18 protein-coding genes and 1 tRNA gene (1 of these 19 only partly in view) are annotated in these 25982 nt (G+C 33.7%); 10 read left to right on the top strand and 9 right to left on the bottom strand.

The genetic code is table 11. From position 1 onward, the window contains the following. Positions 1 to 7: 7 nt before the first annotated feature. Genes KM029_RS11115 through KM029_RS11095 form a run of 5 tightly spaced genes read right to left on the bottom strand, consistent with a single transcriptional unit; the run spans position 8 to position 6694 of the window. The gene (locus tag KM029_RS11115; RefSeq protein WP_144073347.1) at positions 8 to 1297 is read right to left on the bottom strand and encodes a porin family protein; all 1290 of its coding nucleotides are present in this window, start codon (positions 1295 to 1297) and stop codon (positions 8 to 10) included. A 21-nt stretch (positions 1298 to 1318) separates the two neighbouring features. Beyond that, positions 1319 to 2869, bottom strand: coding sequence for a M14 family zinc carboxypeptidase (locus KM029_RS11110; protein ID WP_144073346.1), 1551 nt, complete (start codon positions 2867 to 2869; stop codon positions 1319 to 1321). 11 nt (positions 2870 to 2880) lie between these two features. Beyond that, the gene (locus KM029_RS11105; protein ID WP_144073345.1) at positions 2881 to 4215 is read right to left on the bottom strand and encodes a porin; all 1335 of its coding nucleotides are present in this window, start codon (positions 4213 to 4215) and stop codon (positions 2881 to 2883) included. After that, complete coding sequence (dcuC, locus tag KM029_RS11100; RefSeq protein ID WP_144073344.1) at positions 4216 to 5586, bottom strand: C4-dicarboxylate transporter DcuC; 1371 nt, start codon at positions 5584 to 5586, stop codon at positions 4216 to 4218. It lies immediately after the preceding gene. 28 nt (positions 5587 to 5614) lie between these two features. Then, entirely contained in the window at positions 5615 to 6694 is a 1080-nt protein-coding gene (locus tag KM029_RS11095) for a hypothetical protein (RefSeq protein ID WP_144073343.1), read from the bottom strand. 193 nt (positions 6695 to 6887) lie between these two features. On the opposite strand from KM029_RS11095, the gene KM029_RS11090 reads away from it, so the two are divergent. Further along, positions 6888 to 7703 (top strand): alpha/beta fold hydrolase, encoded by an 816-nt coding sequence (locus KM029_RS11090; protein ID WP_158631033.1) that lies wholly within the window; start codon positions 6888 to 6890, stop codon positions 7701 to 7703. Between the two features lie 57 nt (positions 7704 to 7760). On the opposite strand, the gene KM029_RS11085 is transcribed toward KM029_RS11090, so the two are convergent. Next, positions 7761 to 8468: an outer membrane beta-barrel protein gene (locus KM029_RS11085; RefSeq protein WP_144073341.1), complete on the bottom strand. Its 708-nt coding sequence runs from the start codon at positions 8466 to 8468 to the stop codon at positions 7761 to 7763. Between the two features lie 374 nt (positions 8469 to 8842). On the opposite strand from KM029_RS11085, the gene rpoC reads away from it, so the two are divergent. The 4 genes from rpoC to KM029_RS11065 all read left to right on the top strand — a co-directional run bounded on the left by rpoC (position 8843) and on the right by KM029_RS11065 (position 16522). Continuing rightward, positions 8843 to 13144 (top strand): DNA-directed RNA polymerase subunit beta', encoded by a 4302-nt coding sequence (rpoC, locus tag KM029_RS11080; RefSeq protein ID WP_144073340.1) that lies wholly within the window; start codon positions 8843 to 8845, stop codon positions 13142 to 13144. 447 nt (positions 13145 to 13591) lie between these two features. Then, positions 13592 to 14752 (top strand): Re/Si-specific NAD(P)(+) transhydrogenase subunit alpha, encoded by a 1161-nt coding sequence (locus tag KM029_RS11075; protein WP_144073339.1) that lies wholly within the window; start codon positions 13592 to 13594, stop codon positions 14750 to 14752. A gap of 30 nt (positions 14753 to 14782) precedes the next feature. Beyond that, positions 14783 to 15100 carry an NAD(P) transhydrogenase subunit alpha gene (locus KM029_RS11070; protein WP_144073338.1) on the top strand — a complete coding sequence of 106 codons (318 nt, stop codon included), beginning with the start codon at positions 14783 to 14785 and terminating at the stop codon, positions 15098 to 15100. Between the two features lie 30 nt (positions 15101 to 15130). Continuing rightward, positions 15131 to 16522 carry an NAD(P)(+) transhydrogenase (Re/Si-specific) subunit beta gene (locus tag KM029_RS11065; RefSeq protein ID WP_144073337.1) on the top strand — a complete coding sequence of 464 codons (1392 nt, stop codon included), beginning with the start codon at positions 15131 to 15133 and terminating at the stop codon, positions 16520 to 16522. Between the two features lie 63 nt (positions 16523 to 16585). On the opposite strand, the gene KM029_RS11060 is transcribed toward KM029_RS11065, so the two are convergent. After that, entirely contained in the window at positions 16586 to 18352 is a 1767-nt protein-coding gene (locus KM029_RS11060) for a DUF4153 domain-containing protein (RefSeq protein WP_144073336.1), read from the bottom strand. A 92-nt stretch (positions 18353 to 18444) separates the two neighbouring features. Next, positions 18445 to 18520 (bottom strand) — tRNA-Met (locus KM029_RS11055). Positions 18521 to 18611: 91 nt separating this feature from the next. Here KM029_RS11055 and KM029_RS11050 point away from each other — a divergent pair. From KM029_RS11050 to KM029_RS11030, 5 genes are all read left to right on the top strand, one after another. Continuing rightward, on the top strand, positions 18612 to 19025 hold the full coding sequence (locus KM029_RS11050) for a hypothetical protein (RefSeq protein WP_144073335.1): 414 nt from the start codon (positions 18612 to 18614) through the stop codon (positions 19023 to 19025). A gap of 23 nt (positions 19026 to 19048) precedes the next feature. Beyond that, positions 19049 to 21313 carry a tetratricopeptide repeat protein gene (locus KM029_RS11045; protein WP_144073334.1) on the top strand — a complete coding sequence of 755 codons (2265 nt, stop codon included), beginning with the start codon at positions 19049 to 19051 and terminating at the stop codon, positions 21311 to 21313. Positions 21314 to 21429: 116 nt separating this feature from the next. After that, on the top strand, positions 21430 to 21933 hold the full coding sequence (purE, locus tag KM029_RS11040) for a 5-(carboxyamino)imidazole ribonucleotide mutase (RefSeq protein WP_144073333.1): 504 nt from the start codon (positions 21430 to 21432) through the stop codon (positions 21931 to 21933). 315 nt (positions 21934 to 22248) lie between these two features. After that, positions 22249 to 24165, top strand: coding sequence for a molecular chaperone DnaK (gene dnaK, locus KM029_RS11035; protein WP_144073332.1), 1917 nt, complete (start codon positions 22249 to 22251; stop codon positions 24163 to 24165). A gap of 144 nt (positions 24166 to 24309) precedes the next feature. Next, the gene (locus KM029_RS11030; protein WP_144073331.1) at positions 24310 to 25437 is read left to right on the top strand and encodes a hypothetical protein; all 1128 of its coding nucleotides are present in this window, start codon (positions 24310 to 24312) and stop codon (positions 25435 to 25437) included. A gap of 52 nt (positions 25438 to 25489) precedes the next feature. On the opposite strand, the gene ald is transcribed toward KM029_RS11030, so the two are convergent. After that, positions 25490 to 25982: the final stretch of an alanine dehydrogenase gene (gene ald / locus KM029_RS11025; protein WP_144073330.1), read on the bottom strand. 632 nt of this gene lie beyond the right edge of the window; 493 of the gene's 1125 nt are visible here — the last part of the coding sequence; the start codon falls outside the window, past its right edge — the gene reads right to left on this strand; its stop codon occupies positions 25490 to 25492.

Here is a 25982-nt window from a genome sequence, read left to right as displayed (position 1 = left end):
TTTTATACTAGAAAATAATTTGAGCAACTAAACGAGCTTCAATACGGTCGTTAGTTATAGTTTCGTTTGTATACGGGTTCATTGTATCTTTTCCATCTACAAAAGAACCTGATGCTTGAATTTTCAATGCATCTTCTTTTAAATATTTCGATATTCCGAATGTATACCAATCTTCTTTTTTCAGAATACTATTCTCATAATCTTCATATTCAGGAATTAAACCTGTATACCTAGCATCTAGGCCCCATCCATTTTCAAAAACGTAACCTAGTTGAGCATTATAAGCCATTCCTAAAACATATTTAGAACTAACTTCTTCTCCTGTAAATCGAATTACAGCTTGATTAGACGTGTATAAATCATCTTTAGATTGTGCTGAGCTATTGACAAATTCAGCTAAGAAAGAGAAACCTTGGTACTTGGCTAAAACATCTACATAAAACTTTACATAGTTCGCATACTCTTCATCACCACTTCCGTTGTATAATTCAAAGTCACCATGTCCATCACCTGTTTGGTTAGAAGCACCCATATTATAACTAAAGGTTCCACCAATTGCTACTTTAGGAGATTTCTCACGTTCTAAATCAGCAACTCTTTTACAGCCATCAGTACCAGTAAATTCTCCTAATGGTAAGAAATCTAGACGTCCTCCATATTTCATTCCCCCTTTGTCGTTATCAATAGAATTATTACCGAAAGAATTCATGCCATCTCCAGATGTAATGGCTATTTGAGGTTTTAAAACCATATTTCCGATATCAAAAGTAGAAGTGAAGAATAACCCAAACTCTCTACCATTTGTAGTAAACGCATTACTTAAAGCAGAACGAGTTACCATAGATAATCTAGACTCATTTACAGTATATTCTCTATCATTAGTAAATGTTCTTTTTTGACCAACATACAGCGTCATTTTGTCATTAAAATGATATGCTCCCCATGCTTCATAAAGAGAGAAGGAGTTAACAAAATCTGCTTCTATAAAAAAGCTTACTTTTTCTTTTAATGCATGGCCTTCTAAATTAATTCTAGCCGCACCAACATATAAGTAGTTACTTCCTGTTGTATCAGGTTGTAGTTGTTCATAATGATACGATGGTTGTAAAAAGCCACTTAATTTAAAAGAATAATCACCTTGATTCATATTCAAGTTTAACCCTTCTCCCAAAACGAAAGTAGAAGAGTTTGTATTTTCTAATAAATCTGGATCATCTTCAATGTCTTGATCAATATCTTGTGCAAATAACATGGTAGATGAGAACCACATTAGTACAAAAATTAATAGTTGTTTCATATTTGTCATAATTGCCCTTATCTAAATTTTTTCTTTTTTCATGTATCTGTAAACAGGAAGTTCTTCTTCTAATGAGGTCTCAATTACTCTAAAAGAGAAGAATGAATTATCGTTTTCCGGTTCTAAAGTAGAAGGGAGAATATTGGCATTCTTTTGAGTCATATAGATTATAAATGATCCTTTAGGAAATTCTTTTTGAACTTCTTTTGTTTCAGCCTTCACATTACTCATATAAATCTGTTCCCATTTAACCAAAGAGATATTCCGTTTGGTAACATGATATGCTTCAACATTAACTGTTTTTGCCTTTTCAAGTTGAATAACTTCACAGCCTAGTACTTCTAGTTTCTGTGCAGCTTTACTTTCTTCTGGCATAAGAATATATGCGTATGGGCGTTCTCTTTTCTCATTAGCAGTCATTTCAAGTCCATCTGTCATTACAACATCAATGTCTACTTTTTCTTCTTTTACTAAATCAATACAAGTATATTTTGTCTTAATAATAGCCTTACTCATATCTGTAACTACACTATCTTCTAATGTAACTGTAGCTTGATTTGCCCTTTGAATACTACTTTTAATTTGAGCAACATTATCATAAGAAGTTTGTAAGTAAGACATACCTGCTAGGTAAGTAGTTTGTACTCTTCTTTTGAAAGAAATTCTTTTGAGATTAACTCCTCGAATTTCCATTAATATTGCATGGCAATTGTTTAGAGCATAATTGGTAGCGCTTGATCTAGGGCTAGATCCACCTCTATTAAAATGAATATGCCCTTTTTTCATTTTAGTGCTAGAGTAATCAGATACATGTCTGCCATTTTCTTGAAGATCATGTTTTGCGTTTTTAACAAGAAGATCTTTAGTGGTTTCTCTGATGTGGTGATTAACATTAAGATTACCAGAAAACAAGAAGAAAGCATCGTAATAAGAGGTAATCCCTTTCTCTCCAAAATATGAAAAGTGTGCTCTATATGGATTGTATTCATGAAAATCTACAGACACTTCTGGAGAGAATTTAGAAAAAGCTGTTCGAATAGCATTTGTTTCTGGAGCAGCTAATTTGATATAATCTCTATTAAGATCTAAACCATTTGCAGAGTATCTATTCTGATTATTGTAACCGTCAGCATTAGCCATAGGTAACATCATTAATTCAACTCTATTTAATAAATGGGCATAATCTGGGTTGGTTATCAAATCATGTAATAAGAAAAGTGCACCTTCTGTACTTGCAGGTTCGTTACCATGTAATCCAGCCTGCATCCAAACCTTTACTTTTTCTGTTTTTGTTGGCTTATTGATGTGTACTCTTATTATTGGTTTGCCTTTTTGACTTTCACCAATTTGATCGACGGTGACATAATCTAATTTAGATGCTAAATTAGTTACATACTTTACCATCTCTTTATATTTAGTGAAACCTAATAATTCAGATTTCTGGAATGCAGGAGTAGGTATATTTATATCTGGCTCTGGGAAAAATTCTTCTTCCATCTTTCTAGTTTGAGCAATAGAACTCAAGGATACCAACAGGAAAGCTAGAGCGAATAGTAGTTTATTATTCATCATCTTTTTACTGTTTAGAAAGAAATTTGAAACATGAGCCTACCTAAGATTTCAGCATCAGCAGTCATTACTACTCCTTCAGCATCTTTTGATCCAGGAAGTGCATCAACGTAAGTCATCGATAATTGAACTTTAGCAGCATCTTTCATCAAATAGCGTGAAAGACCTAATGTGTAATATTTATCTCTATTATAGAATTGCTCATTATTTAAAAATGAGTTATCATCTGGGTCTAAATAGGTAAAACGTCCATCAACAGAAAAACCTTTTTTAAATAAATATCCAGCTTGAATATTATAACCACGACCAACCATCATTCTACTTGAAACATAGTCAATGATAGTAGCATTATTTAACCCATCATCCACACGCAAGTTTGCAGTTGAACCATCGTTTCTAACTCTATAGAATATTTCATCAGATTGAACGCTAGAATATGCCCAAGTAAATTCACCTAATACAGTAAAGCCATGATATTTAAACATAAAGTCGCCTATAAGTTTACCGTAATCAGGAAGGGCTTCATTAGTTTCATCCTCTCCTAGGTATACAATATCTCCACTACCACGACCTCTTCTACTACTCATGCCAACGTTGTAACTATAAGCAACTCCCATTACAAGTTTAGGCGTTAGTTGTCTGGCTTGATCAACTTCTGAATATTCTCCCATACCTCGGAAAACACCAAAAGGAAGCCAATCAACTCTTCCACCATATTTTAGTCCTCCGTAATTTTTAAAAGCATTTTGTCCGTCACCTGTTGTAATGGCAATACCTGGTTTTATAAACCCTGCACCAACTCTTTTTTTATATTCAATAAATAGCCCAAAATCACGAACTGACGCAAAGGCAGAGGTGACTCTTGAGCGCTCTATTAATTGAAGTGCATCTGAAGAAATTCTCATTTCTTTATTGTCGGTCATTGTTGACCTTTGCCCAAAAGTGAATTTTAGATTTTTATTGGGATGATAAGCTATGAATGCATCCAAAAGGGAACCGGAATAGAGGTCATCACTTCCTACATTATTAGGTATTGCAAAGTCTACTCTTAAACGATAACTAAATTTTTCTTTAGCCACTTTTCCTTCTACATCAAATCTTGCTCTTCGAACTCTAAATCGGGCATCGTAAGTGTCCCAATCATTAGTTGTTTTGAATTCTGCAGTAGATTGAACGTAACTTCTGATTTTCATAAAGTACCCTCCATTATTTCCATGGAAACGAATTCCTTTTCCTAGTTCATAATCAGCGATATAAAAAGGTGGATCTGAAGAGTTTTGCCCATGAACTTGCAAAACCATAAGGTAACAAGCTATGAGTGCGGTTAATTTGTAAGTGGTCATTCTCATTTAGAAGACTGTTTTAAGTGCGAACATAGAAATTAATCCAACTACTAGAGGGATAAGATTTCTTTTTGCAAGGTCGAAAGATGAAATTCCAGCCAATTCGGCTGTAGCGATAATTACACCCGCTATTGGAGAGGTTGCTCTACCCATACTTGAGGCTAGTTGCATTGATAATATCATTCCTACTTTGTTGCCTCCTAATTGTGCGGCAATTGTTGGAACTAGAGGCCCAAAAGAGAAGAAAGAAGCATTACCACTTCCCATTAACATAGATGCTAGAAATATCATAATTGTCATAAGAATTGATACTCCTTCAAAACCTAATCCCATATTTTGAGAACCAGTAACTAGGTTATCTATAAATCCAAGTGAGATTAAACCTTTTGAGAATATTTGGGCACAAACAATTAATGTTACTACACTAGCAAAAACTTTCCCCATACCTTCCCAGAAAATTTTCATAGAACCCATTGTATCTTTTAGGTTTCTTTTTCTAACTCCTTCTAATACCATTCCTGTTGCTGTACATATAAGCATAGCAGTGGTTGTATCTAATGTTATAGGAGGCTCAAAGAATTTAAATGTTTTAGAAAAAATCATTAATAATACTAATGGCATAACTGGTAAAAATGCATAATAAAGAGGTGCATCAACTGTAAATTCTTTACTTTCATTTTCTACAACTTCTTTTGTTAAGTTATCTTTTTGATCGTAATAACGATTAACAAAGAAATAAAGTAACATCAAGATGATTGTTAGTGGTATTGTGAGTGGTAATTGATGATGTAAAAAATATTGAACAGCATCCATTCCTATTTGATAAGAAGCCTGTGCAGTATTTGCAGATGCAGGACCCATATCAAAAACAGTACAAGCTGTAATTACAGAGACTGCGGATATTCTACTAATACCTAATTGTACTAACACAGGGTATATAGAGGCCATAAGTAATAACCCTAATCCTGTAGCAGATGGTGTACACATAAAAAGAAACTGTCCGATAGGGATTACACAAGATGCTGCAAAATAGGGTGTTTTTCTCATGTATTTTAAAGGTTTTGTACAGACAAATACAAGAGCATCACTTGCTCCAATATGTCTCATGTATGCTACAAAACCACCAATTGTCATAATCATGAGTCCAACTTTAGCTCCTTTATCTGCAAGAACTTCTTTTATCATTGCAAATAAATCGAAGAAAGGTAGACCTGTACTACTTTTTAAAGTAGGTAACTGCATGCCTAATAATAAAGCAATAACCATCATTAATACTCCACTAGATAGGAGTACAGCTTGAGGATTATATTTATTGGTTAGTAAATAGGCGACAGCTCCAATCATCAACAAAGTGATAATAACGCTAATAAATGTCATGAAGAGTTTTTTGATTAAAAGATGAGTCTTATAAATTGTTTTTAAGCCAGCTCATAAAGGTTACTGACCTATAAATAGCAGCGGCATCATGATCTGCTCCGGGTACTTCAAATAACGAGTGTTTACTTTCTGGGTATTGATCACTATAAAAATTCATCATATATAATGAACGCTTATATCTATTATTAACTTTTGAATTTGATAAATCGTCAGTATTTCCACCGCCTTCCCAATTTGCAGGGCAAGAATCATCAGAGTTATCAAGATCTTCTGTTCCTGTTGCATAGGTTACCAAGCGAGCAATATTTTGTGTAACAATAGTAGAAGAGTCTAAATCATTCCTGTAATCAGTAAACTGATCTATTTCGTTTAAACCGTAATAGTAATTATTATATTCATTACATCCTCCTTGAACGGTATCTGGTTGAATATAAGCTTTATGGATATCAGAATAACGTAGTTTATTGATATACAGATAAGAAGATGGATCACTTACTAGATATTTAAAAGTATACTTTTGGTATTGTTGTTCTAGATTATTTAGAGCAGCATACCTTTGAATATACTGACCACCTGCAGAGTGCCCGATTAGCATTATAGTTTTTAGGTTTGGGAACTTGCCATCAACAAAAACATAGTTTTTCAAGAATTTTTCAAGAAGTAAATAAGAGCTCTGAGGTTGGGAGTTTAATGTACCAACAGAGTTTCCCCCATATCGCCATGTTGCATTAGTCCAATAAATAGTATTGTCTGCAGAGTTATTACTAAAATATGGAGCAATTACTATTGTTTTACTAACCTGTCCAATATCATAAACAGTGTTATACATGGTCTGAAATTGATTCTGATAATCATAACTTAAGCCATGAACTACAAGTGTGAGCGATGTTATCTCTGATATAGGAGTTGAATTATTTAAATCAATAGATGTATAAAAAGTTGTCTTTGGTGATGTTTCTGAAGCATCTAAGGATACTTTGACAAATGAGTTAAGAGACGTTCCGTCTGATACTACATAAGAAGGTGGTATTTCAGCCTTATAAATACATGAAGTAATAAGAAAAGAAATGACAGAAATATACCCTAGTAATGGTATTTTTTTTATCATAGAAATTTATGAAAAAGAGATTGAAATGAGTTATAAATAAATTTTTGGTATTTATGAATTGCAAAGAAATCACTGATACTTTAAAAATCACATGATATCCATCATTTATAAGTTATGATTAAATGGGTGAACTTGCAATAGTATTACAGTAATAATTAAATATTATATTTAATTATAAATAACCCATATGAAGATGAATGTAAATTTTGAAAACCGACCTAAAAAGACTGGACAAGGCTATATTGAAAGAGATGGAGAAAAGATTTATTTTGAAAGTACAGGAGAAGGTCCTGCAATAGTTTTTGGACATGGTTTGGGAGGAAGCCATGCAATCTTTTTTCAACAAGTGCCAGAACTAGCAAAGTATTACAGAGTAATCACTTTTGATCAGCGTGGTTTTGGTAATTCTACAAATATTTATGAAAAGCATTCTCCACATACTGCAGCTGAGGATATGAAAGCTATTCTAGATCATTTAAATATTGAAAAAGCACATTTAGTAGGACAATCTATGGCAGGGTGGTGTATGTTGGATTTCGGTATGAATTACCCAGAAAGAACATTATCTATTGTATTCAGTAACTCTTTAGCTGGAATTTATACTGATGAGATAAAACATTTCTATGATATTCCTGCACCAAGGCCACCAGTAACAAGTTTACCTTTAGGAAAACATTTTGGTTTAGCAGATTCTTTCTATGATAGAAAACCTGAAATTGCTTTTCTATATGTGCAGATAGGGTCTATTTGTCCTAAGCCTCCTGCTAATATGAGAGTACTAATTAGAGAAACATTTTTCTCGGTAGATCAAGTAAATGATTTAAATAAAAAAGTACCAATGTTATTTTGTACAGGTTCAGAAGATATTACTTTTCCACCAGAACAAATACAAAAATTACATGAACTAATTGTAGGTTCTCAAATTCAAGTTTTTGAAGGAACTGCACATTCACCATATTATGAATTACCTGAAGAATATAATGAAGTAATAAAGTCATTTTGTGTATAAAAAAAGAGGACATCTCATTTATCGAGATGTCCTCTTTGTAAACTTAATAAGTTTCTTTTAAAAATTTGATAAAGTAATACCAACTGTAATTGGCTTACTATTTCCTTGAAATTGTGTCACTCCATCGGCTTCATATAATTTCCCTTCAGTAAATGTATCAGTTAAGCCGTAGTAACAGAAGAAATTAATCCATCCGTACCCAACTCTACCAATAAGTCCACCTTTAAAACGATTCATATAAAAATCCCCTCTATCTTTAGAAACACGAACATCATCATAAGAGTTTTCATACTTTACTTTAGTATGGCTATCAATTAAAACAGAAAGTTTAGCACCTACAGCTACACGAAAAGCACGTCTACCAGGGTGATTTCTAAATCTAAATTCTAAAGGAATATCTAAATAACTACCTACAATTTTACTCTTTATTATAGAGTTTGCAGAAGGGTTTACAAGACCTGCATTTACCATACTTGCAGAATTTTGATTTTTCTCAACAGTCATTCCATTATCAAAAAACCAGTTGTCAGCTGTATAACCAATTCCAGGATTAAAAGTAAACTGTCCACTTGTAGATAAAGATAATTCGTACATATATGCAACGGCTATAGATCTTGATTGAGCATCTAATTCAGCACCTTTATCGTCTTGCCATGTAGACCACCCAATATCAAAGTAAAAATTACCTGGAATAGATTTTAATCCTTGACCGAATATTGATAAAGAGAAAAGTAGAATACAAAATAGAAGATTTAGTTTTTTCATTTTTATTGGATTAAGATTGATGGTATATGCTTAAAAAAATCATCTTACCTATCAAATATAAGTCAAACTAGCTTTTTTTTGATAAAAAAGTATGATTAACATTAAATGTAGTAATGCTTATAAATTGTTATTACTTGATAACAACCTACTTATATCTAAAGAAAATTGAATCAATGAAGTAGACAACTTTAAGTTTATATAATCTTGTTAAAATAAATTTAGAAAAAAGTTTTATTATGATTTATACTGATAATGAGGTGTTTATAATTGTATTTTTAATCAAATAAAAAAATAACAGTATTCTTATTGTTTAGAATAGATTTTTTGTTTAATAGTTATTATATTTGCAGATTCAAGAAAACCGCAAATTGCAAATGGCGTTTAGAAAAAACAAAAAGATCAATAACGATTTCACTTCAGTAACAGTGAGTTTAGCATCTCCAGAATCTATTCTGGAAAGCTCTCATGGTGAAGTGACTCAACCAGAAACCATCAACTACCGTACGTATAAGCCGGAGATGGGAGGTTTGTTCTGTGAGCGTATTTTCGGACCTGTAAAGGACTGGGAATGCCACTGTGGAAAATACAAACGTATCCGTTATAAAGGTATTATCTGTGACCGTTGTGGTGTAGAGGTAACAGAAAAGAAAGTCCGTCGTGAAAGAATGGGACACATCCAATTGGTTGTTCCTGTAGCTCACATTTGGTACTTCCGTTCTTTACCAAACAAGATTGGTTACCTATTAGGTTTACCAACAAAGAAACTTGATCAAATCATATATTACGAACGCTATGTCGTAATCCAAGAAGGTGTTAAAGAGGCCGATGGCATCGCTAAGATGGACTTCCTTACAGAGGACGAATATCTTGACATCATGGATAAACTTCCTAGTGAAAACAGACAATTAGAAGACGATCATCCTGATAAGTTTATCGCTAAGATGGGTGCAGAAGCATTAGAAATGTTGCTTGCTCGTACTCAATTGGATGATATGGCCGCGGCTTTACGTGACCAAGCAAATAACGATACTTCACAACAACGTAAGGCAGAAGCTTTAAAGCGTCTTCGTGTAGTTGAAGCATTCCGTGATGCTAAAACAAGAATCGAAAACCGCCCAGAATGGATGGTAATCCGTATGGTTCCTGTAATTCCACCAGAATTACGTCCATTGGTACCTCTAGATGGTGGTCGTTTCGCAACATCAGATTTGAACGATTTGTACAGAAGAGTAATCATCCGTAACAACCGTTTAAAACGTCTGATTGATATTAAAGCACCAGAAGTAATTTTACGTAACGAGAAGCGTATGCTTCAAGAAGCTGTCGATTCATTATTCGATAACTCTCGTAAAGTTAATGCTGTGCGTTCTGATGGTAACCGTCCATTGAAATCTCTTTCAGATATGCTGAAAGGTAAGCAAGGTCGTTTCCGTCAAAACCTATTAGGTAAGCGTGTTGACTATTCTGGTCGTTCGGTTATTGTTGTAGGTCCTGAATTAAAATTACACGAGTGTGGTCTTCCTAAGAACATGGCGGCAGAATTATTCAAGCCGTTTGTGATCCGTAAGTTGATTGAGCGTGGTATCGTTAAAACGGTGAAATCAGCGAAGAAAATCGTTGACCGTAAAGATCCTGTAGTTTGGGATATCCTTGAAAATGTATTGAAAGGACACCCAGTACTACTAAACCGTGCCCCTACACTTCACAGATTGGGTATTCAAGCTTTCCAACCGAAATTAATCGAAGGAAAAGCAATCCAATTACACCCGTTGGTAACAACAGCCTTTAACGCCGATTTTGATGGTGACCAAATGGCCGTTCACGTACCTCTAGGACATGAAGCTGTATTGGAAGCATCTTTATTAATGCTTGCATCGCACAACATCCTTAACCCTGCAAATGGTAAACCTATTGCTGTACCTTCTCAGGATATGGTATTAGGTCTTTATTATATGACAAAAGGACGTCGTACTACTGACACTGAAATAGTGAAAGGTGAAGGTATGACTTTCTATTCTTCGGAAGAAGTGATTATTGCATTGAACGAAGGTGCAATTTCTCGTCATTCGTGGATTTTTGTTAAGACAAAAGTATTGAATGATGAAACTGGCGAGCTTGAGGAGAAATTCGTTGAGACAGTTGCTGGTCGTGTATTATTCAATCAACACGTGCCGGAAGAAGTTGGTTATGTAAATGAACTACTTTCTAAAAAAGCACTACAGGTAATTATCGCAAAAGTGGTAGATATCGTAGGTATGGCTCGTGCAGCTCAATTCTTAGATGATATCAAACATGAAGGATTCCAAATGGCCTATAAAGGTGGTTTGTCATTTGGTTTAGATGAAATCATTATTCCAGTTGAGAAGAAAAAATTAATTGAAGATGCGAAAGGTGAAGTAGATATCATCCGTAACAACTTCATGATGGGTCTTATTACTGATAACGAACGTTACAATCAAGTAATTGACGTATGGACGAAAACAAACAACACGTTAACGTCTACGGTAATGACACAAATGGAGGAAGATAACCAAGGTTTCAACTCTATCTATATGATGATGCACTCAGGAGCTCGTGGTTCTAGAGAGCAAATTCGTCAGTTAGGTGGTATGAGAGGTCTAATGGCAAAACCTCAAAAGAACTTGGGTGGTGCTTCTGGTGCTAACATTATTGAAAACCCAATTCTTTCTAACTTTAAAGAAGGTCTTGATGTACTTGAGTACTTTATTTCTACTCACGGTGCTCGTAAAGGTCTTGCAGATACAGCCTTGAAAACAGCCGATGCGGGTTACTTAACTCGTCGTTTGGTAGATGTTGCTCAAGATGTAGTTGTAACTGAAGTTGATTGTGGTACTCTTCGTGGTCTTACAGTAACTGCACTGAAAGAAAATGATGAGATCAAAGAAGCTCTTGCAGATAGAATTGAAGGACGTACATCATTAAATGATGTAGAACACCCTGAAACTGGTGAAATTATCGTTCCAGCAACAGGTGCTATCACTCCAGAAGTTGCTCAGTTAATTGAGGAAGCTGGTATTGAAGAAGTTGAAGTTCGTTCAGTACTTACTTGTGAAACTCGTAAGGGTGTTTGTGAGAAGTGTTATGGTAAAAACCTTGCAACAGGTGGTGTAGCAGGAAAAGGTGAATCTGTTGGTGTTATTGCAGCACAATCAATTGGTGAACCTGGTACTCAGTTAACGCTACGTACATTCCACGTTGGTGGTGTGGCATCTCACATTGCAACAGATGCATCATTGAAAACGAAAAAAGCTGGTAAAGTTGAATTCGTTGAAATGCGTTCTGTGAAGAGTAAAGATGCTCAAGGAGATACTAAAGATGTTGTAATGGCACGTACTGCTGAAGTTAACGTTGTTGACGCAGATGGTAAAGTTGCATTTACAGCTCATATTCAATACGGTTCTTACTTAAGTGTTAAGGAAGGTGATATGATTGAAGAAGGTGACGTGATTTGTTCATGGGATCCTTTCAACGCAGTTATCCTTGCTCAATATGATGGTGTTACTGAATTTGAAGCAATTGAAAGAGATATTACTTACCGAGTAGAAACAGACGAAATGACTGGCTATGAGGAAAAAGTAATTATTGATACTAAGGACAAGGCTAAAAACCCAATTATCCATATTGCTGGTGATAAGGGTGAGTCTGTGGCATCTAACTTACCAACAGATGCTCGTTTAACTGTTGAAGACGGTCAGAAAGTTAAAGCAGGTGATATTTTAGTGAAGATTCCTCGTTCTGCAGGTCAATCACGAGATATTACAGGTGGTCTTCCTCGTGTAACGGAATTATTCGAAGCACGTAACCCATCTAGCCCAGCTGTAGTTTCTGAAATTGATGGTATCGTAACTTACGGTGCTGTTAAACGTGCTAACCGTGAACTATTCGTAGAATCACGTGATGGTGTGAAACGTCGCTACATGGTGAACTTGTCTAAACATATCTTGGTTCAGGAAAATGACTTCGTGAGAGCTGGTATGCCACTTTCAGACGGAGCTATTACACCTGCAGATATCTTGAAAATTAAAGGACCAACTGCTGTTCAAGAGTACTTGGTGAATGAAATTCAAGATGTATACCGTTTACAAGGTGTAAAAATTAACGATAAGCATATTGAGGTGATTGTTCGCCAAATGATGCAAAAAGTTGTTATCGAAGACAATGGAGATACTACATTCCTACCAGGACAAGTAGTTGAGAAGTTTATGTTCCGTGAAGAAAATGATAAAGTGCTTAGCATGAAAATCGTTACGGATGCAGGAGACTCAGCTAGATTTAAGACTGGTGCATTAATCTCATTTAGAGAAATGCGTGATGAGAATTCTTCGTTGAAACGTAAGGATATGAAAGAGATGAAAGTGCGTGATGCACAACCAGCTATTTCAAGACCAACGTTACAAGGTATCACACAAGCATCATTGGATACGAAATCATTTATTTCAGCAGCCTCTTTCCAAGAGACAACTAAAGTATTGAGTGAAGCTTCTATTAGAGGTAAGCGAGATGAATTAGTAGGACTGAAAGAAAATGTGATCGTAGGTCACTTGATTCCTGCTGGTACAGGTCTTAGAGATTATGAAGCGTTACGTGTTGGTTCTAAAGAAGAATACGAAGCGTTGATTGATTCTAGAGAAAGACATCAAATCACAGGTTTATAATATTTGCAAAGCGGTTTAAAAAGCTCCTAGTCGAAAGACTAGGAGCTTTTTGCATTTTAAGAAGAACGTAATGTACATCTCGAATATTGGTTCAATTCTCAACCAATTTAAAGATTACCCTCGTATTAGCGTACTTAACTTATGTTATGTATAATTTTAAACTACTTTGAAACGAATTGTGTTGAATATAACTGAATGTGGTGTTCTATAATTTGCATTTTATCGAGGTAAATAAAAGTAAATAAAATAAGTGTATTTTTGAAACTTTTATAATATAACCCTATGTAGATTATTATCATTATAAAAAAATCATATTTTTATTGTATATTTGCTAAAATTATAAATTCAGGAACATAAAATAGTTCATGATAATTTGGACTGACTAACACAATTACAAAGTAGGGTACTTTGTAGTAAACGAATATTACTATAAAAAATCGCATTGGTATGCTATTTGGAATTTTAAGAGAAGAAGATCATCGTGTGTCCGTTACACCAGAATTAGCGAAAAAGTTTATTTCTGAAGGTCACGAGGTTTATTTTGAAAAAGGTGCTGGTTCTAGTGCTTATTTTGAAGACAACCTTTACAATGAAGTAGGAGCAGTAGAAAAATCTAGAGAAGAAATTATTTCTTCGTCTAATGTTTTAATCACTTTAGCTCCATTATCTAAGGAAGAAGTTGCTAATCTTGCAGAGAATACATTTTTATTCTCTTCATTTCAGCCTTTCCAAGATGCCTCAATTTGTGAGACATTTGCGACAAAGGGAATATCAGCATTTAGTTTTGATATGATTCCTCGTTCTTCAATTGCTCAATCTATGGATATACTGTCATCAATGGCCTCAATCTCTGGCTACAAAGCAGTATTAAAAGCAACTGATTATTTACCACGTTATATGCCTATGCTATCTACTGCAGCAGGTACTGTACCTCCATCAAAAGTTTTGATTATGGGTGCTGGTGTTGCAGGGCTACAAGCAATTGCTACGGCTAAACGTTTAGGAGCTCAAGTAGAAGCTTTTGATACAAGAGCTGCTTCAAAAGAAGAAGTTCAATCATTAGGAGCAAAATTCGTTGAAGTAGAAGGAGCGAATGATGATACGAATGCAGGTGGTTATGCAGTAGAACAATCAGAAGAATATAAAAAGAAACAAGCAGAGTTAATTGCTTTAAAAATTGAGAAAGCAGATGTTGTAATTACAACTGCTCAATTAAGAGGAAGACCTGCTCCAAAATTAATAAGTGAAGAAGCAGTTAAAACAATGAAACCAGGTTCGGTAATTGTTGATTTAGCGTCTTCTACTGGTGGTAACTGTGTTTTAACTGAAGATGAAAAAGTAGTTAAAAAGCACGGAGTTACTATTATCGGAAATTCTAATCTTGCGGCTGAAATTAGTGAGCAAGCATCTGTATTATTCAGTAAGAATGTTCAGAATTACTTAAAATTAATGTTGACAAAAGAAGGTTTGGATTTTGATTTTAATGATGAAATCATTTTACAAAGCTGTATTGTTTACAAAGGAGAAGTGATTTATGGAAATGAAGCAAAACAAAAAGCTTTAATTCCAGCACCTAAAGCTGAAGAAAAAGCAGAAGCTCAAGCTTAAACTATTCAAACAAACAAATTAGAATTTAATATGGAACAAATATTAGCATTTTTAGATGATAACACATTAGCAATGTTATCGCTGTTAGTACTTTCTTCATTCTTAGGAATGGAAATTATTGGTAAGGTACCAACAGTTTTGCATACTCCTTTAATGTCAGGTGCAAATGCAATTTCAGGTGTTGTAGTAATTGGTGCAATCATTCTTATTAGAAGAGCAGAAGCAACAGATTACTTAACGTTAGTATTAGGTTTTATTGGTATCGCATTAGCAATGATCAACGTTGTTGGAGGTTTTGCTGTAACCAATAGAATGTTAGACATGTTCAAGAAAAAAGAACGTAAATAATAACTACTAATTAACTGAAATTACAAGAAAATGGATATATCAAATTTAATAGATTTACTATACTTAGTAAGTATAATCGTTTTTATAATAGGTTTAAAAGGATTGTCTCACCCAGAAACTGCTCGTAAAGGTAATAGAGTAGCAGCTTTAGGTATGGGTATGGCTATCGTTATTTCTCTTTTTGCTCCAGAAACATCAGGTAGTAATAATTACCCTTGGATTATTGGTGCTATGTTAATTGGTGGTGGTATTGGTTTCGTATCTTCGAAAAAAGTAGCTATGACAAAAATGCCAGAAATGGTGTCATTATTTAATGGTCTTGGCGGTGCTTGTGCTATGTTAATTGGTATTGCAGAATTTGGTAACCTTCCTCAAGGTACTGATATGATGAGTGGTGCTGTTTTAACAAACATCTTTGCAATGTTTGTAGGTGCTGTTTCTTTAACTGGTTCTTTAGTAGCTTATGGTAAATTAAATGGTTCTTTAAGAGATAACTTTACTTTACCAGCTCCACAAATAATTAACTTAGTTTCTTTAGTAGGAATTATTGCTCTATCTGTAATGATAATGACGCAGCCTGAATTAAATATGGCTTTAGTGTATGCATTATTAGGTTTATCTTTATTCTACGGTATTGCATTTGTAACGCCAATTGGTGGTGGTGATATGCCTGTAGTGATATCATTACTAAACTCTGTAACGGGTATTGGAGCAACAGGTGCTGGTCTTATTTACGGAAATAACATTATGATTATTGGTGGTATCCTTGTAGGTGCTTCTGGAGTTATCTTAACTGTTATGATGTGTGAGGCAATGAACCGTTCTTTAGTAAATGTACTGATTGGTAATTTAGGTGCTTCTGGTGGAGGATCTGGATCTGGTCGTGAAGAGATAGTTAAAGAAGTAAATATTGCTGACCTTGCTATTCAATTAAAATATGCTGACAAAGTTGCTATCGTTCCTGGTTATGGATTAGCAGTGGCACAAGCACAACATATTTGTCATGAAATAGAAGCAGCTTTAGAAAGTGAAGGTGTTGAAGTACGTTATGCAATACATCCTGTAGCAGGACGTATGCCAGGTCATATGAACGTATTGTTAGCTGAATCTGATGTAGATTATGACAAATTATTAGAATTAGAGCCAGCAAATAGTAGCTTCCCATCAACAGATGTTGTACTTGTAATTGGAGCAAATGATGTTGTGAACCCATCAGCAAAAGATGATTCTGCATCTCCAATTTATGGTATGCCAATTTTAGATGTTGAGACAGCTAAGAATGTTGTTGTTTTCAAACGTGGTATGAGTACTGGTTATGCTGGTGTTCAAAACCCATTATTCTTTGGTGATAAAACAAAGATGTTATTTGGTGATGCAAAAGCATCATTAGGTAAATTAAAAGACGAAATAGCAAATGCTTAATTAAAACTTTGTTTTTAATATAATAAGTAACCCCTTCCTAATTGTTTAGGAAGGGGTTATTTTTTATTTAATCAAAAACATTGCTCTCATATGTGTGATGCTTAATTGCTCCTTATCTTTATCTCCGGTTAGACTGTATAAAAGCATTGTAAAGGCTTCTGACTCTACAGATAGTGTGGTGTCCTCTTTTGCATTTTTAAGTAGGTTAGTATCTAAATTAACTGTATATATAATTCCATCTATCTCTAAAGATCCAATAGAATTATCATTATTATTAATTTTAAAAATGATGTTCTTATTATCTTGAATCAGTTTGTATTCTAAATCAATTGAATTAGTATTTACATTTAATAAGTAATTATACTTTTTGATATCAATTAAATGTAAGTTTTCATATTCAGTGTTACTATAAAAATGTATTGAATATTCGTCTTTGTTCTTTTCAACAATAGAACTATTATTTAATGAGGTTAGTCCCATTTTTTTCAATAAAACATTCTTTACTTCCCATTTACTTAAAGAATCGGCTAAAAAAGAATTCATTGGTTGAGGGAAAAATGCTTGTAAAGAATTATATCCATGGTAATCACTTAAATAACTAATTATTGATCGAGCATTTTCTACTTTAGGAGAGTATGAGTGATCGATGTTAGTTATCCAAAAGCCATCATCATTAACCCATTTTTCCTTTTTAGCCAACTGATTTAATCGATGCGTTTGACTTTTTTTTGCAACTTGAAATGCACTTATAGGTCCAAATGAAGAGATCAAAGTGAGTACGCAAAGTGAGATAGGAATAATCTTAATATTATTTTGTCCTTTCAATAGCATGTTTAAAGCTACAATAACAAGCCATACTGCTAGTATGATTAGATAGTATCTATTTTCTGTGATTCCATAGTCAGTGATTCTTGTCCATATAGCAGCAATAAATAATATGATGATAGGAAAAAGTGCGTAAAAGAATACTTTAGTATAGATTGGAATCCATTTATTTTGATTGTTATTTTTAATGGGATATATAAATAAAAACGAAATAATGCCTAAGGTCGAGAAACCAATACTTAGCATAGATACCCACCCTTTAGGCCAATCTTGGATAAATATTATTTTTACAGAATAAGCATAAAGAATCACCATGTAGATTGTAACCAATGGGAACATAATGTACTGAGTGAAATTTTTGAGTATTGTAGAGTATGAAAACTCTTCCTTTTGGTTTCTTACAATAGGAGCTTTGCAAATAAAAAATAGAGTATTTAGAAAGAATCCGCAGAATGTCAGTAGTTTTAAATAAATGTCTTCATCAATATTGATATTAAATAAAGAGTCAATTGAAAGAAGTGCTATAGATATCCCAATAAAAATAATAATTGAATAAAATAAGCTCTCTATAAATGTTGCAATAATATTTTTAGAGAAAATCCAAAAATCTAACTGTGTACCTTTATTTATATTTGGTGCTATAAAAATAAGTAAGTGTGTAAAAATGGTTAGGAGAATCCATCTAGAAAAATTGATGTAAGTAAGCTCTTTTGGCATCGTCATTAAGTATATGATTAATATAATTAATGAGATACTTTTAAGTAAGTAGCTTTTTATAATGGATAGATGTAAATTTTCTGAAAGGTAGGTTGCAGCTATAAAAACAGGAATACCTAGTTGAGCTCCATGTATACCTCTAATAAACCAAATATTGGAATGAATCTCATTTCCTATTGAGTAGAATAGAAGAAAAGTACCAAATATGGCACACAAGAGTGTAAAAGGAAATCTAATGATACTTTTATAAATTGTATCTGATAAATTTTGGAGAGATAGTATTTTCATTGATAATTAAGATTCTATTTTAGAATAAAATCAATGTAATACAAAATGTAGATATAAAAAAAGGTCATCTCATAAATGAGACAACCTTTACTTGGTAGCGGGGACCAGACTCGAACTGATGACCTTCGGGTTATGAGCCCGACGAGCTACCAACTGCTCCACCCCGCACTGTTTTCCTTAAATGCTTGGCAAAAGTAGGTAAATGTTTTTGATAAAAAAATATTATTGCCAACTTTATTGTAAACAAATCGGAACAAAGATGATGAATAAAAATAATTTATACTTAGTAGTGTTCTTAACTGCTTTATTCTTAGCATGTAAGCCTACTTTAAATAAATCTACCTTCCCTAAAGAATATTTTGGCAAATGGGTTCATCTTGTAGAAAAGGATAGCGCTGATGTGAAAACCTATATAAGAAATTCAGATAAATTAGAAATTATTCGTGGGGGAAGAACTACCTTTGAATTATTAGAAAATGGAAAAGTGAACTACGAAACTTCTGGAAGCAGTGATAAATTAATTTTTAAAAGTGGGTTTTGGTCATTTAATAATAAAGAACAATTGATCAGTTTTGTATTTGATGAGACTACTACTGATTATTATGTATTATCATTAGATAAAAACCTGTTAAAGATTAAACAAAAAACATTAAAATCCGTACAGAAGGATTAATACAACTCAAATATATTAGTTGAATGAAATTAAAGAATAAATTACTTATTGGTTTTTCTATCTTATTCTTTTCAGCCGCAGTTTATCAAAGCTGTACATCGTCTGGAGATAAAGAATCAGAAAATGAAGAAAATACAACTGCTTCATTAGATCCACATGCTTCCATGAATCTACCTTATCCAGATTCAATTTTTTTAGGAACAGAAACTTGTAAATCTTGTCATGAAGAAGAGTACCATAAATGGAAAGGTTCTAATCATGACAGGTCAATGGAAATAGCCACTGCTGAAACAGTTCTTGGTGATTTCAATAATGTGAAATTTGTTGAGAACAATGTAAAGAGCAGATTCTTTAAAAAAGGAGATAAGTTCTTTGTGAATACTCAAGGGCCTGATGGTAAAAATCATGACTATGAAATAAAATATACTTTTGGTGTAGAACCTCTTCAAAACTACATGGTAGAAATGGAGAAAGGTAAAATACAGCTAATAAGAGAAACTTGGGATACAGAAAAGAAAAGGTGGTTTAATCAACATGATGATTTAGATGATATTCAACATTATGAGTGGTTACATTGGTCTAACGGTGGCGGAAATTGGAATACCATGTGTGCAGATTGTCACTCAACTAATGTTAGAAAGAATTATGATTTTGAAAAAGATTCATTTGATACTAAATATTCAATAATCAATGTAAGCTGTGAAGCCTGTCATGGTCCAGGTAAAGAGCATGTTGACTTTGTTAACTCTGAAGAGTTTGAGGAGAAAAAAGATTTTGTTGAAGGCTTGTACGTTCAACAATTTGTGAAAGGTGAATCAGCTAGAACCTTAGTAGAGTCTTGTGCTCCTTGTCACTCAAGAAGATCTCAATTAGTACAGAACTTTAAGTACGGAGAAAGTTTTTATGAACAATTTGCTCCAGAAATTCTAAGAGAAGGAATGTATTACCATGATGGTCAAATTTTGAATGAGGTTTATGTTTATGGCTCTTTTATTCAAAGTAAAATGTACCAACACGACGTAAAATGTACTGACTGTCATGATCCTCATAAAGCTGAATTAAAGTTTAAGGACATGAATAAAATATGTGCACAATGTCATGAACCTAAAGACTATCAGGTGAAGTCACATACCTTACATGATACAGGAAAAGATGTTCGTTGTGTAGATTGTCATATGGTTGGAGAAGTTTATATGGGTAATGATTATAGACGTGATCATAGTTTCCGTATTCCTAGACCAGATTTAAGTTTAAAATATGAAGGAACTCCAAACGCATGTAATGCATGTCACACAGATAAATCGGTTAAATGGGCTGTAGACAATGCAGAAAAAATGTGGGGTAAACTACCACATGATTGGAAAGATACATTAGCACTTGGGCGCCATTACGATGAAGAGTATGTTGTTTCTTTAAAGCAAATGGTTGATGAGCAAACAGCACCTTTTATTGCTAGAGCAACTGCAGTGTATTATTTAGCGAGAACACAAGGAGATCAATCTGTAGAGGCAGTAATTGGAGCTTTAAAAGATCCAGAGCCATTGGTAAGATTAACAGCTATCCAGAATTTATCTCATTTATCCTTAGATCAAAGAGTATCTTATCTTAGTCCTTATTTAATGGACCCTTCTCGATCTGTTCGTGTGTCTACTGCAATTGCTTTAGGCGATGTTGAAGAAGGAAGGTTTAAAGGTAAATGGAAAAAAGCATTTGATGATGCTACAGCTGAAATGAAAATATATTTCCGTCAAGCTAAGGATTTCCGTGAGGGCCCATTTGGTGAAGGGCAGTATATGGAAAGAAGAAAAGATTATGATAAAGCTATTGCTTGTTATCAGCAGTCATTAAAGTTTGATACGTTAATGAATGAAGCAAGATTTAGTTTAGCACGTATCTATTCTATTCAAGGAAAATTAGGTCTTGCAAAAAAAGAGCTTGATAATGCAATTGCTGTAGATCCATCCTCTGCAGATGCTTATTATTCTAAAGGATTATTGTTTGCAGAAACAAAAGAATGGTCAGAAGCTGCAAAAGCACTAAAGAAATCAACTGAATTAAATCCTCAAAATTCGAGAGCATTTTATAATTTAGGATTGATATATCAGAAAATGGGTGATATCCAAATTGCAGAGAAGACATATTTAACTGGGTTGAAATATACAAAGCAAGATCCTTCATTGAGATATGCTTTAGCAGCTTTGTATGAGCAAACAGGACAAAAACAAAAAGCGAGTTTATATTGGAAGTGGCTTAAAGCTAATTATCCAAATGATCCAAGATTTAATTAATCTCCTATAAATTAAAGAGATTGATCATATTTATTGATTTGGGCTTTGTAGTAAAACTATGAAGCCCTTATTTTTACAGTTAATTAAACTACAGTCAAATTCACAAATTAAAGATCATGAAAGTAGGTATTATTATGGGAAGTCAGTCTGACTTAAAGGTGATGTCAGAGGCTGCTCAAGTATTAGAAGAGCTAGGAGTTGAATATGAATTAACAGTTGTATCTGCACACAGAACACCTGAAAGAATGTTTGATTACGCAACGTCAGCAAAAAAGAGAGGACTAGCTGCAATTGTTGCAGGTGCTGGAGGAGCTGCTCACCTACCAGGCATGGTTGCTTCAATGACTTCTATTCCAGTAATTGGAGTACCTGTAAAATCGAGAAATTCTATTGATGGATGGGATTCAATATTATCTATTTTACAAATGCCATCAGGAGTACCTGTGGCAACTGTAGCTTTAGATGGAGCAAAAAATGCAGGAATATTGGCAGCTAAAATTGTTGGCGTCACAGATTCGAAAGTATCTGATAACGTTGAGAAATTTATGCAAGACATGAAAGATAAAGTTCTTACCTCTGCTAATGAAATAGAAACAGACGGTTGGGAATCTAAAATATAAATTTACAATTTTAGAAATGTAAACAGCTCATTATTAGGTCAATTACCTATTGATGAGCTGTTTTTATTTTATTAAAATTTATTAAAATAATCACTGTAACTAATTTTTAGGTAACACCGTTTCTATATAATGTCAGTAAAATTGAAAGAATTTAATGACTAAAATATTAAAATTGGCAGTGATTGTTTTAGAAAACTGTCAAAATGTCTTGAAAAATCAATTGGCATAAGCATTGTCTAAAAGAAAGTGTCTTTGATTATTCGAAGACATTAAAATAGAATAAAAACATCATACGATATAAAAATTAAACAAGTTATGGGAAAAATCATTGGTATTGATTTAGGAACAACGAACTCTTGTGTTTCTGTAATGGAAGGTAACGAGCCAGTTGTTATTGAGAACGCTGAAGGAAAAAGAACAACACCTTCAATAGTAGCATTTTTAGCAGACGGAGAACGTAAAGTAGGTGATCCTGCAAAACGTCAAGCAATAACAAACCCACAAAATACTATCGCTTCTGTTAAGCGTTTTATGGGTAAACAATATTCTGACTGTAGTAACGAAATTTCACAAATGGCATATGAGGTGGTTGAAGGACCAAATAATACTCCTCGTGTAAAAATTGGTGATAAATTATATACTCCTCAAGAAATTTCAGCAATTACTCTTCAAAAAATGAAGAAAACTGCTGAAGATTATTTAGGAACTGAAGTATCTGAGGCTGTAATTACAGTTCCAGCTTATTTCAATGATGCGGAACGTCAAGCAACAAAAGAAGCAGGTGAAATTGCAGGTTTAAAAGTTTCTCGTATTGTAAACGAGCCAACTGCAGCAGCATTAGCTTATGGCTTAGACAAAGCAAATAACGATAAAAAAATAGCAGTATTTGACCTTGGTGGTGGTACTTTCGATATTTCTATCCTTGAATTAGGAGATGGTGTATTTGAAGTGTTATCAACAAATGGTGATACTCACTTAGGTGGTGATGACTTTGATAAAGTTATTATTGACTGGTTAGCTGAAGAATTTATGAAAGATCATCCAACAATTGATCTTCGTAAAGACCCTATGGCATTACAACGTTTGAAAGAAGCTGCTGAAAAAGCTAAAATTGAGCTTTCTTCAGGTGCTAAAACAGATATTAACTTACCATATATCACTCCAGTTGACGGTGTACCTCAACACTTGATGAAAGAATTATCTCGTGCTGACTTTGAACGTTTAGCTGATTCTTTAGTACAAAGATCTTTAGAGCCTTGCCGTAAAGCATTACAAGATGCTGACTTAAGTACTTCTGATATTGACGAAGTAATCTTAGTTGGTGGTTCTACTCGTATCCCTAAAGTACAAGAAGAAGTAGAGAAATTCTTTGGTAAAAAACCTTCTAAAGGTGTAAACCCTGACGAAGTAGTAGCAATTGGTGCTGCAATTCAAGGTGGTGTATTAACAGGTGAAGTAAAAGATGTTCTTTTATTAGATGTTACTCCTCTATCTTTAGGTATTGAAACAATGGGTGGCGTAATGACGAAATTAATCGACGCTAACACTACAATTCCTACTAAGAAATCTCAAGTGTTCTCTACTGCTGCTGATAATCAGCCATCTGTAGATATTCACGTTCTTCAAGGTGAAAGACCAGTAGTTGCAGGAAACAAAACTTTAGGTCGTTTCCAATTAAATGATATCCCTCCAGCACCTCGTGGTGTACCTCAAATCGAAGTAACTTTTGATATTGATGCGAACGGTATTGTAAATGTATCTGCAAAAGATAAAGCAACAGGAAAAGAGCAAAGAATTAAGATCGAAGCATCTTCAGGATTAACAGAAGAGGAAATCCAAAAAATGAAGGATGAAGCAGCAGCAAATGCTGATGCTGATAAAGCTACAAAAGATCGTGCTGAAAAATTAAATGAAGCAGATTCTATGGTATTCCAAACTGAAAAGCAGTTAAAAGAATACGGTGATAAGCTTTCTGAAGGTAACAAAACTGCAATTGAAGCAGCAGTAAAAGACTTAAAAGAAGCTCACGCTGCTCAAGATGTTGAGAAAATCCAACCTGCTTTAGATGCATTAAATGCAGCATGGCAAGCGGCTTCTCAAGAAATGTATCAAGCAACAGGTGGTGAAGGTGCTCCAGGTGCTGATCCAAATGCTGCAGGTCCAGAAGGTGCTGCTCAAGGTGGTGCTGACGCTGACGATGTTACAGATGTAGACTTCGAAGAAGTAAAATAATTTAGACAATTAGTTCTAAATAAACATATTTAGGAGGTGAGTATTCATTTATTTGAATATTCACCTCTTTTTTTTTACATCACATAGTAGTTTATTTTTTGTACTTTATAACTTTACACTGTACTAATACTGCTATTAAAATAAATGAGAAAGTCCATACATACTTTTTTTATTACTTCCATTCTAATTTTATCCTTTTCTAATAACATTGTTTTGGCACAAAATGATGATGATAAAGAATTAGCATTGGCAATCACTATTGATAGTGCTGTTTATCATGAATCTGGGGATGTGGTAGATTATAAAATCAATTATGATGTATTTACTCAACGTGTTTTTCAAAAGCTGCATAGAAATTCTTCAGATTGGAAAGATTATATTCAAGTGTTCAAAGAGCAACTTCGATTAGGTGATTTATTAGTAGAACAAATTGGTAATAATGGAGAGTATGCTTTTGTGAAAATACTGGAGGATGATAAAGGTGATAAAACTTTACTTTATAGAGTTTTAAAGGGAGATGGTTGGTTGGATTATAATGAAATGCTACTTGCTCAAAATCATTATGGAGCTTGGCAAATAATAGATATTTATTTTTATTCTGGAGGAGCATTCTTTTCAGATGTAGTTGCAACAATGCTAGCAGATGAGAACCCTGATTTAGTAACAAATAAAATTTATCAAGAGTCTTTATTGCGGATTAGAGAAATGTATGATTATAACCAACAAGGTTTATACGGTAATACATTGATATCCTATGATTCTCTATCAAATTATTTCAAAAAGCAAAAATCACCAAGACTTGCATTAATACAGGCACAAGCAGCACAAGGAAATTTATCAGAATTAGAAATTCTTAAAGATAAATACCTAATAGATTATCCTTATGATAAGAGTATTCGATTATTAATGTCAGAGGTTTATGGAGCTGTGGATAATTATGAGTTGTCGAAATTAATGCTAGATGAATTATCTGATCTAATAGGAGGGGATGATTATCTCTTATTGAGAGAAGCTGAAATTTTTCTTTCTTGGCAAAAAGAAGGGAAATCGAAGAAGATTCTAAAAAAACTGATAAAGTCAGAAATTTATCAAACAGAAGCTAGATTACTACTTTTAGATGTTTATTACGCTGAAGAGAACTATAAGAACTTATTAGATGAGTTATTAAAAGTATCTGATGAAGTTGGAGTAGCACCAAAAGAAATTTTATCTGAAGAACAATATCATCAATTTTATATTTCAAGCTATTGGTTAAAATATAAAAAGAATTAAAAAAATAAGGGAAACAATTTCAAACTGTTTCCCTTATTTTTTAATATATTATTTATGCATTCGCTAAAAGATAGTCTTCAACATCTTTATATTCAAGATTAAAAGCATCAGCAACAGCTTTGTATACAACATCACCACTAACAATGTTTAATCCTTTTTTCAATTCTTCGTTGTCTCTACAAGCTTTTTCCCATCCTTTATCAGCTAACTGAATAGCATAAGGGAGTGTAGCATTTGTTAAAGCAAGAGTTGATGTATAAGGTACAGCACCTGGCATATTAGCAACGCAATAATGCATTACACCATCTACTTCGAATACAGGTTCTGCATGAGTCGTTGGTTTTGTTGTTTCAAAACACCCACCCTGATCAACAGCTACATCTACAAGAACAGCACCTTCTCTCATAGTGCTAAGCATATCTCTTGTAATTAAATGAGGTGCTTTTGCTCCAGGGATAAGTACAGCACCAACTACCATATCAGCATTTTTAATTTCTTCTCTAATATTATGTTCAGAAGAAACCATTGTTTTTACATTTGCAGGC

Origin of the sequence: Flammeovirga kamogawensis (assembly GCF_018736065.1) — a bacterium.
In the GTDB taxonomy this organism is placed as follows: domain Bacteria; phylum Bacteroidota; class Bacteroidia; order Cytophagales; family Flammeovirgaceae; genus Flammeovirga; species Flammeovirga kamogawensis.
This window is presented reverse-complemented; position numbering and strand designations above follow the sequence as displayed.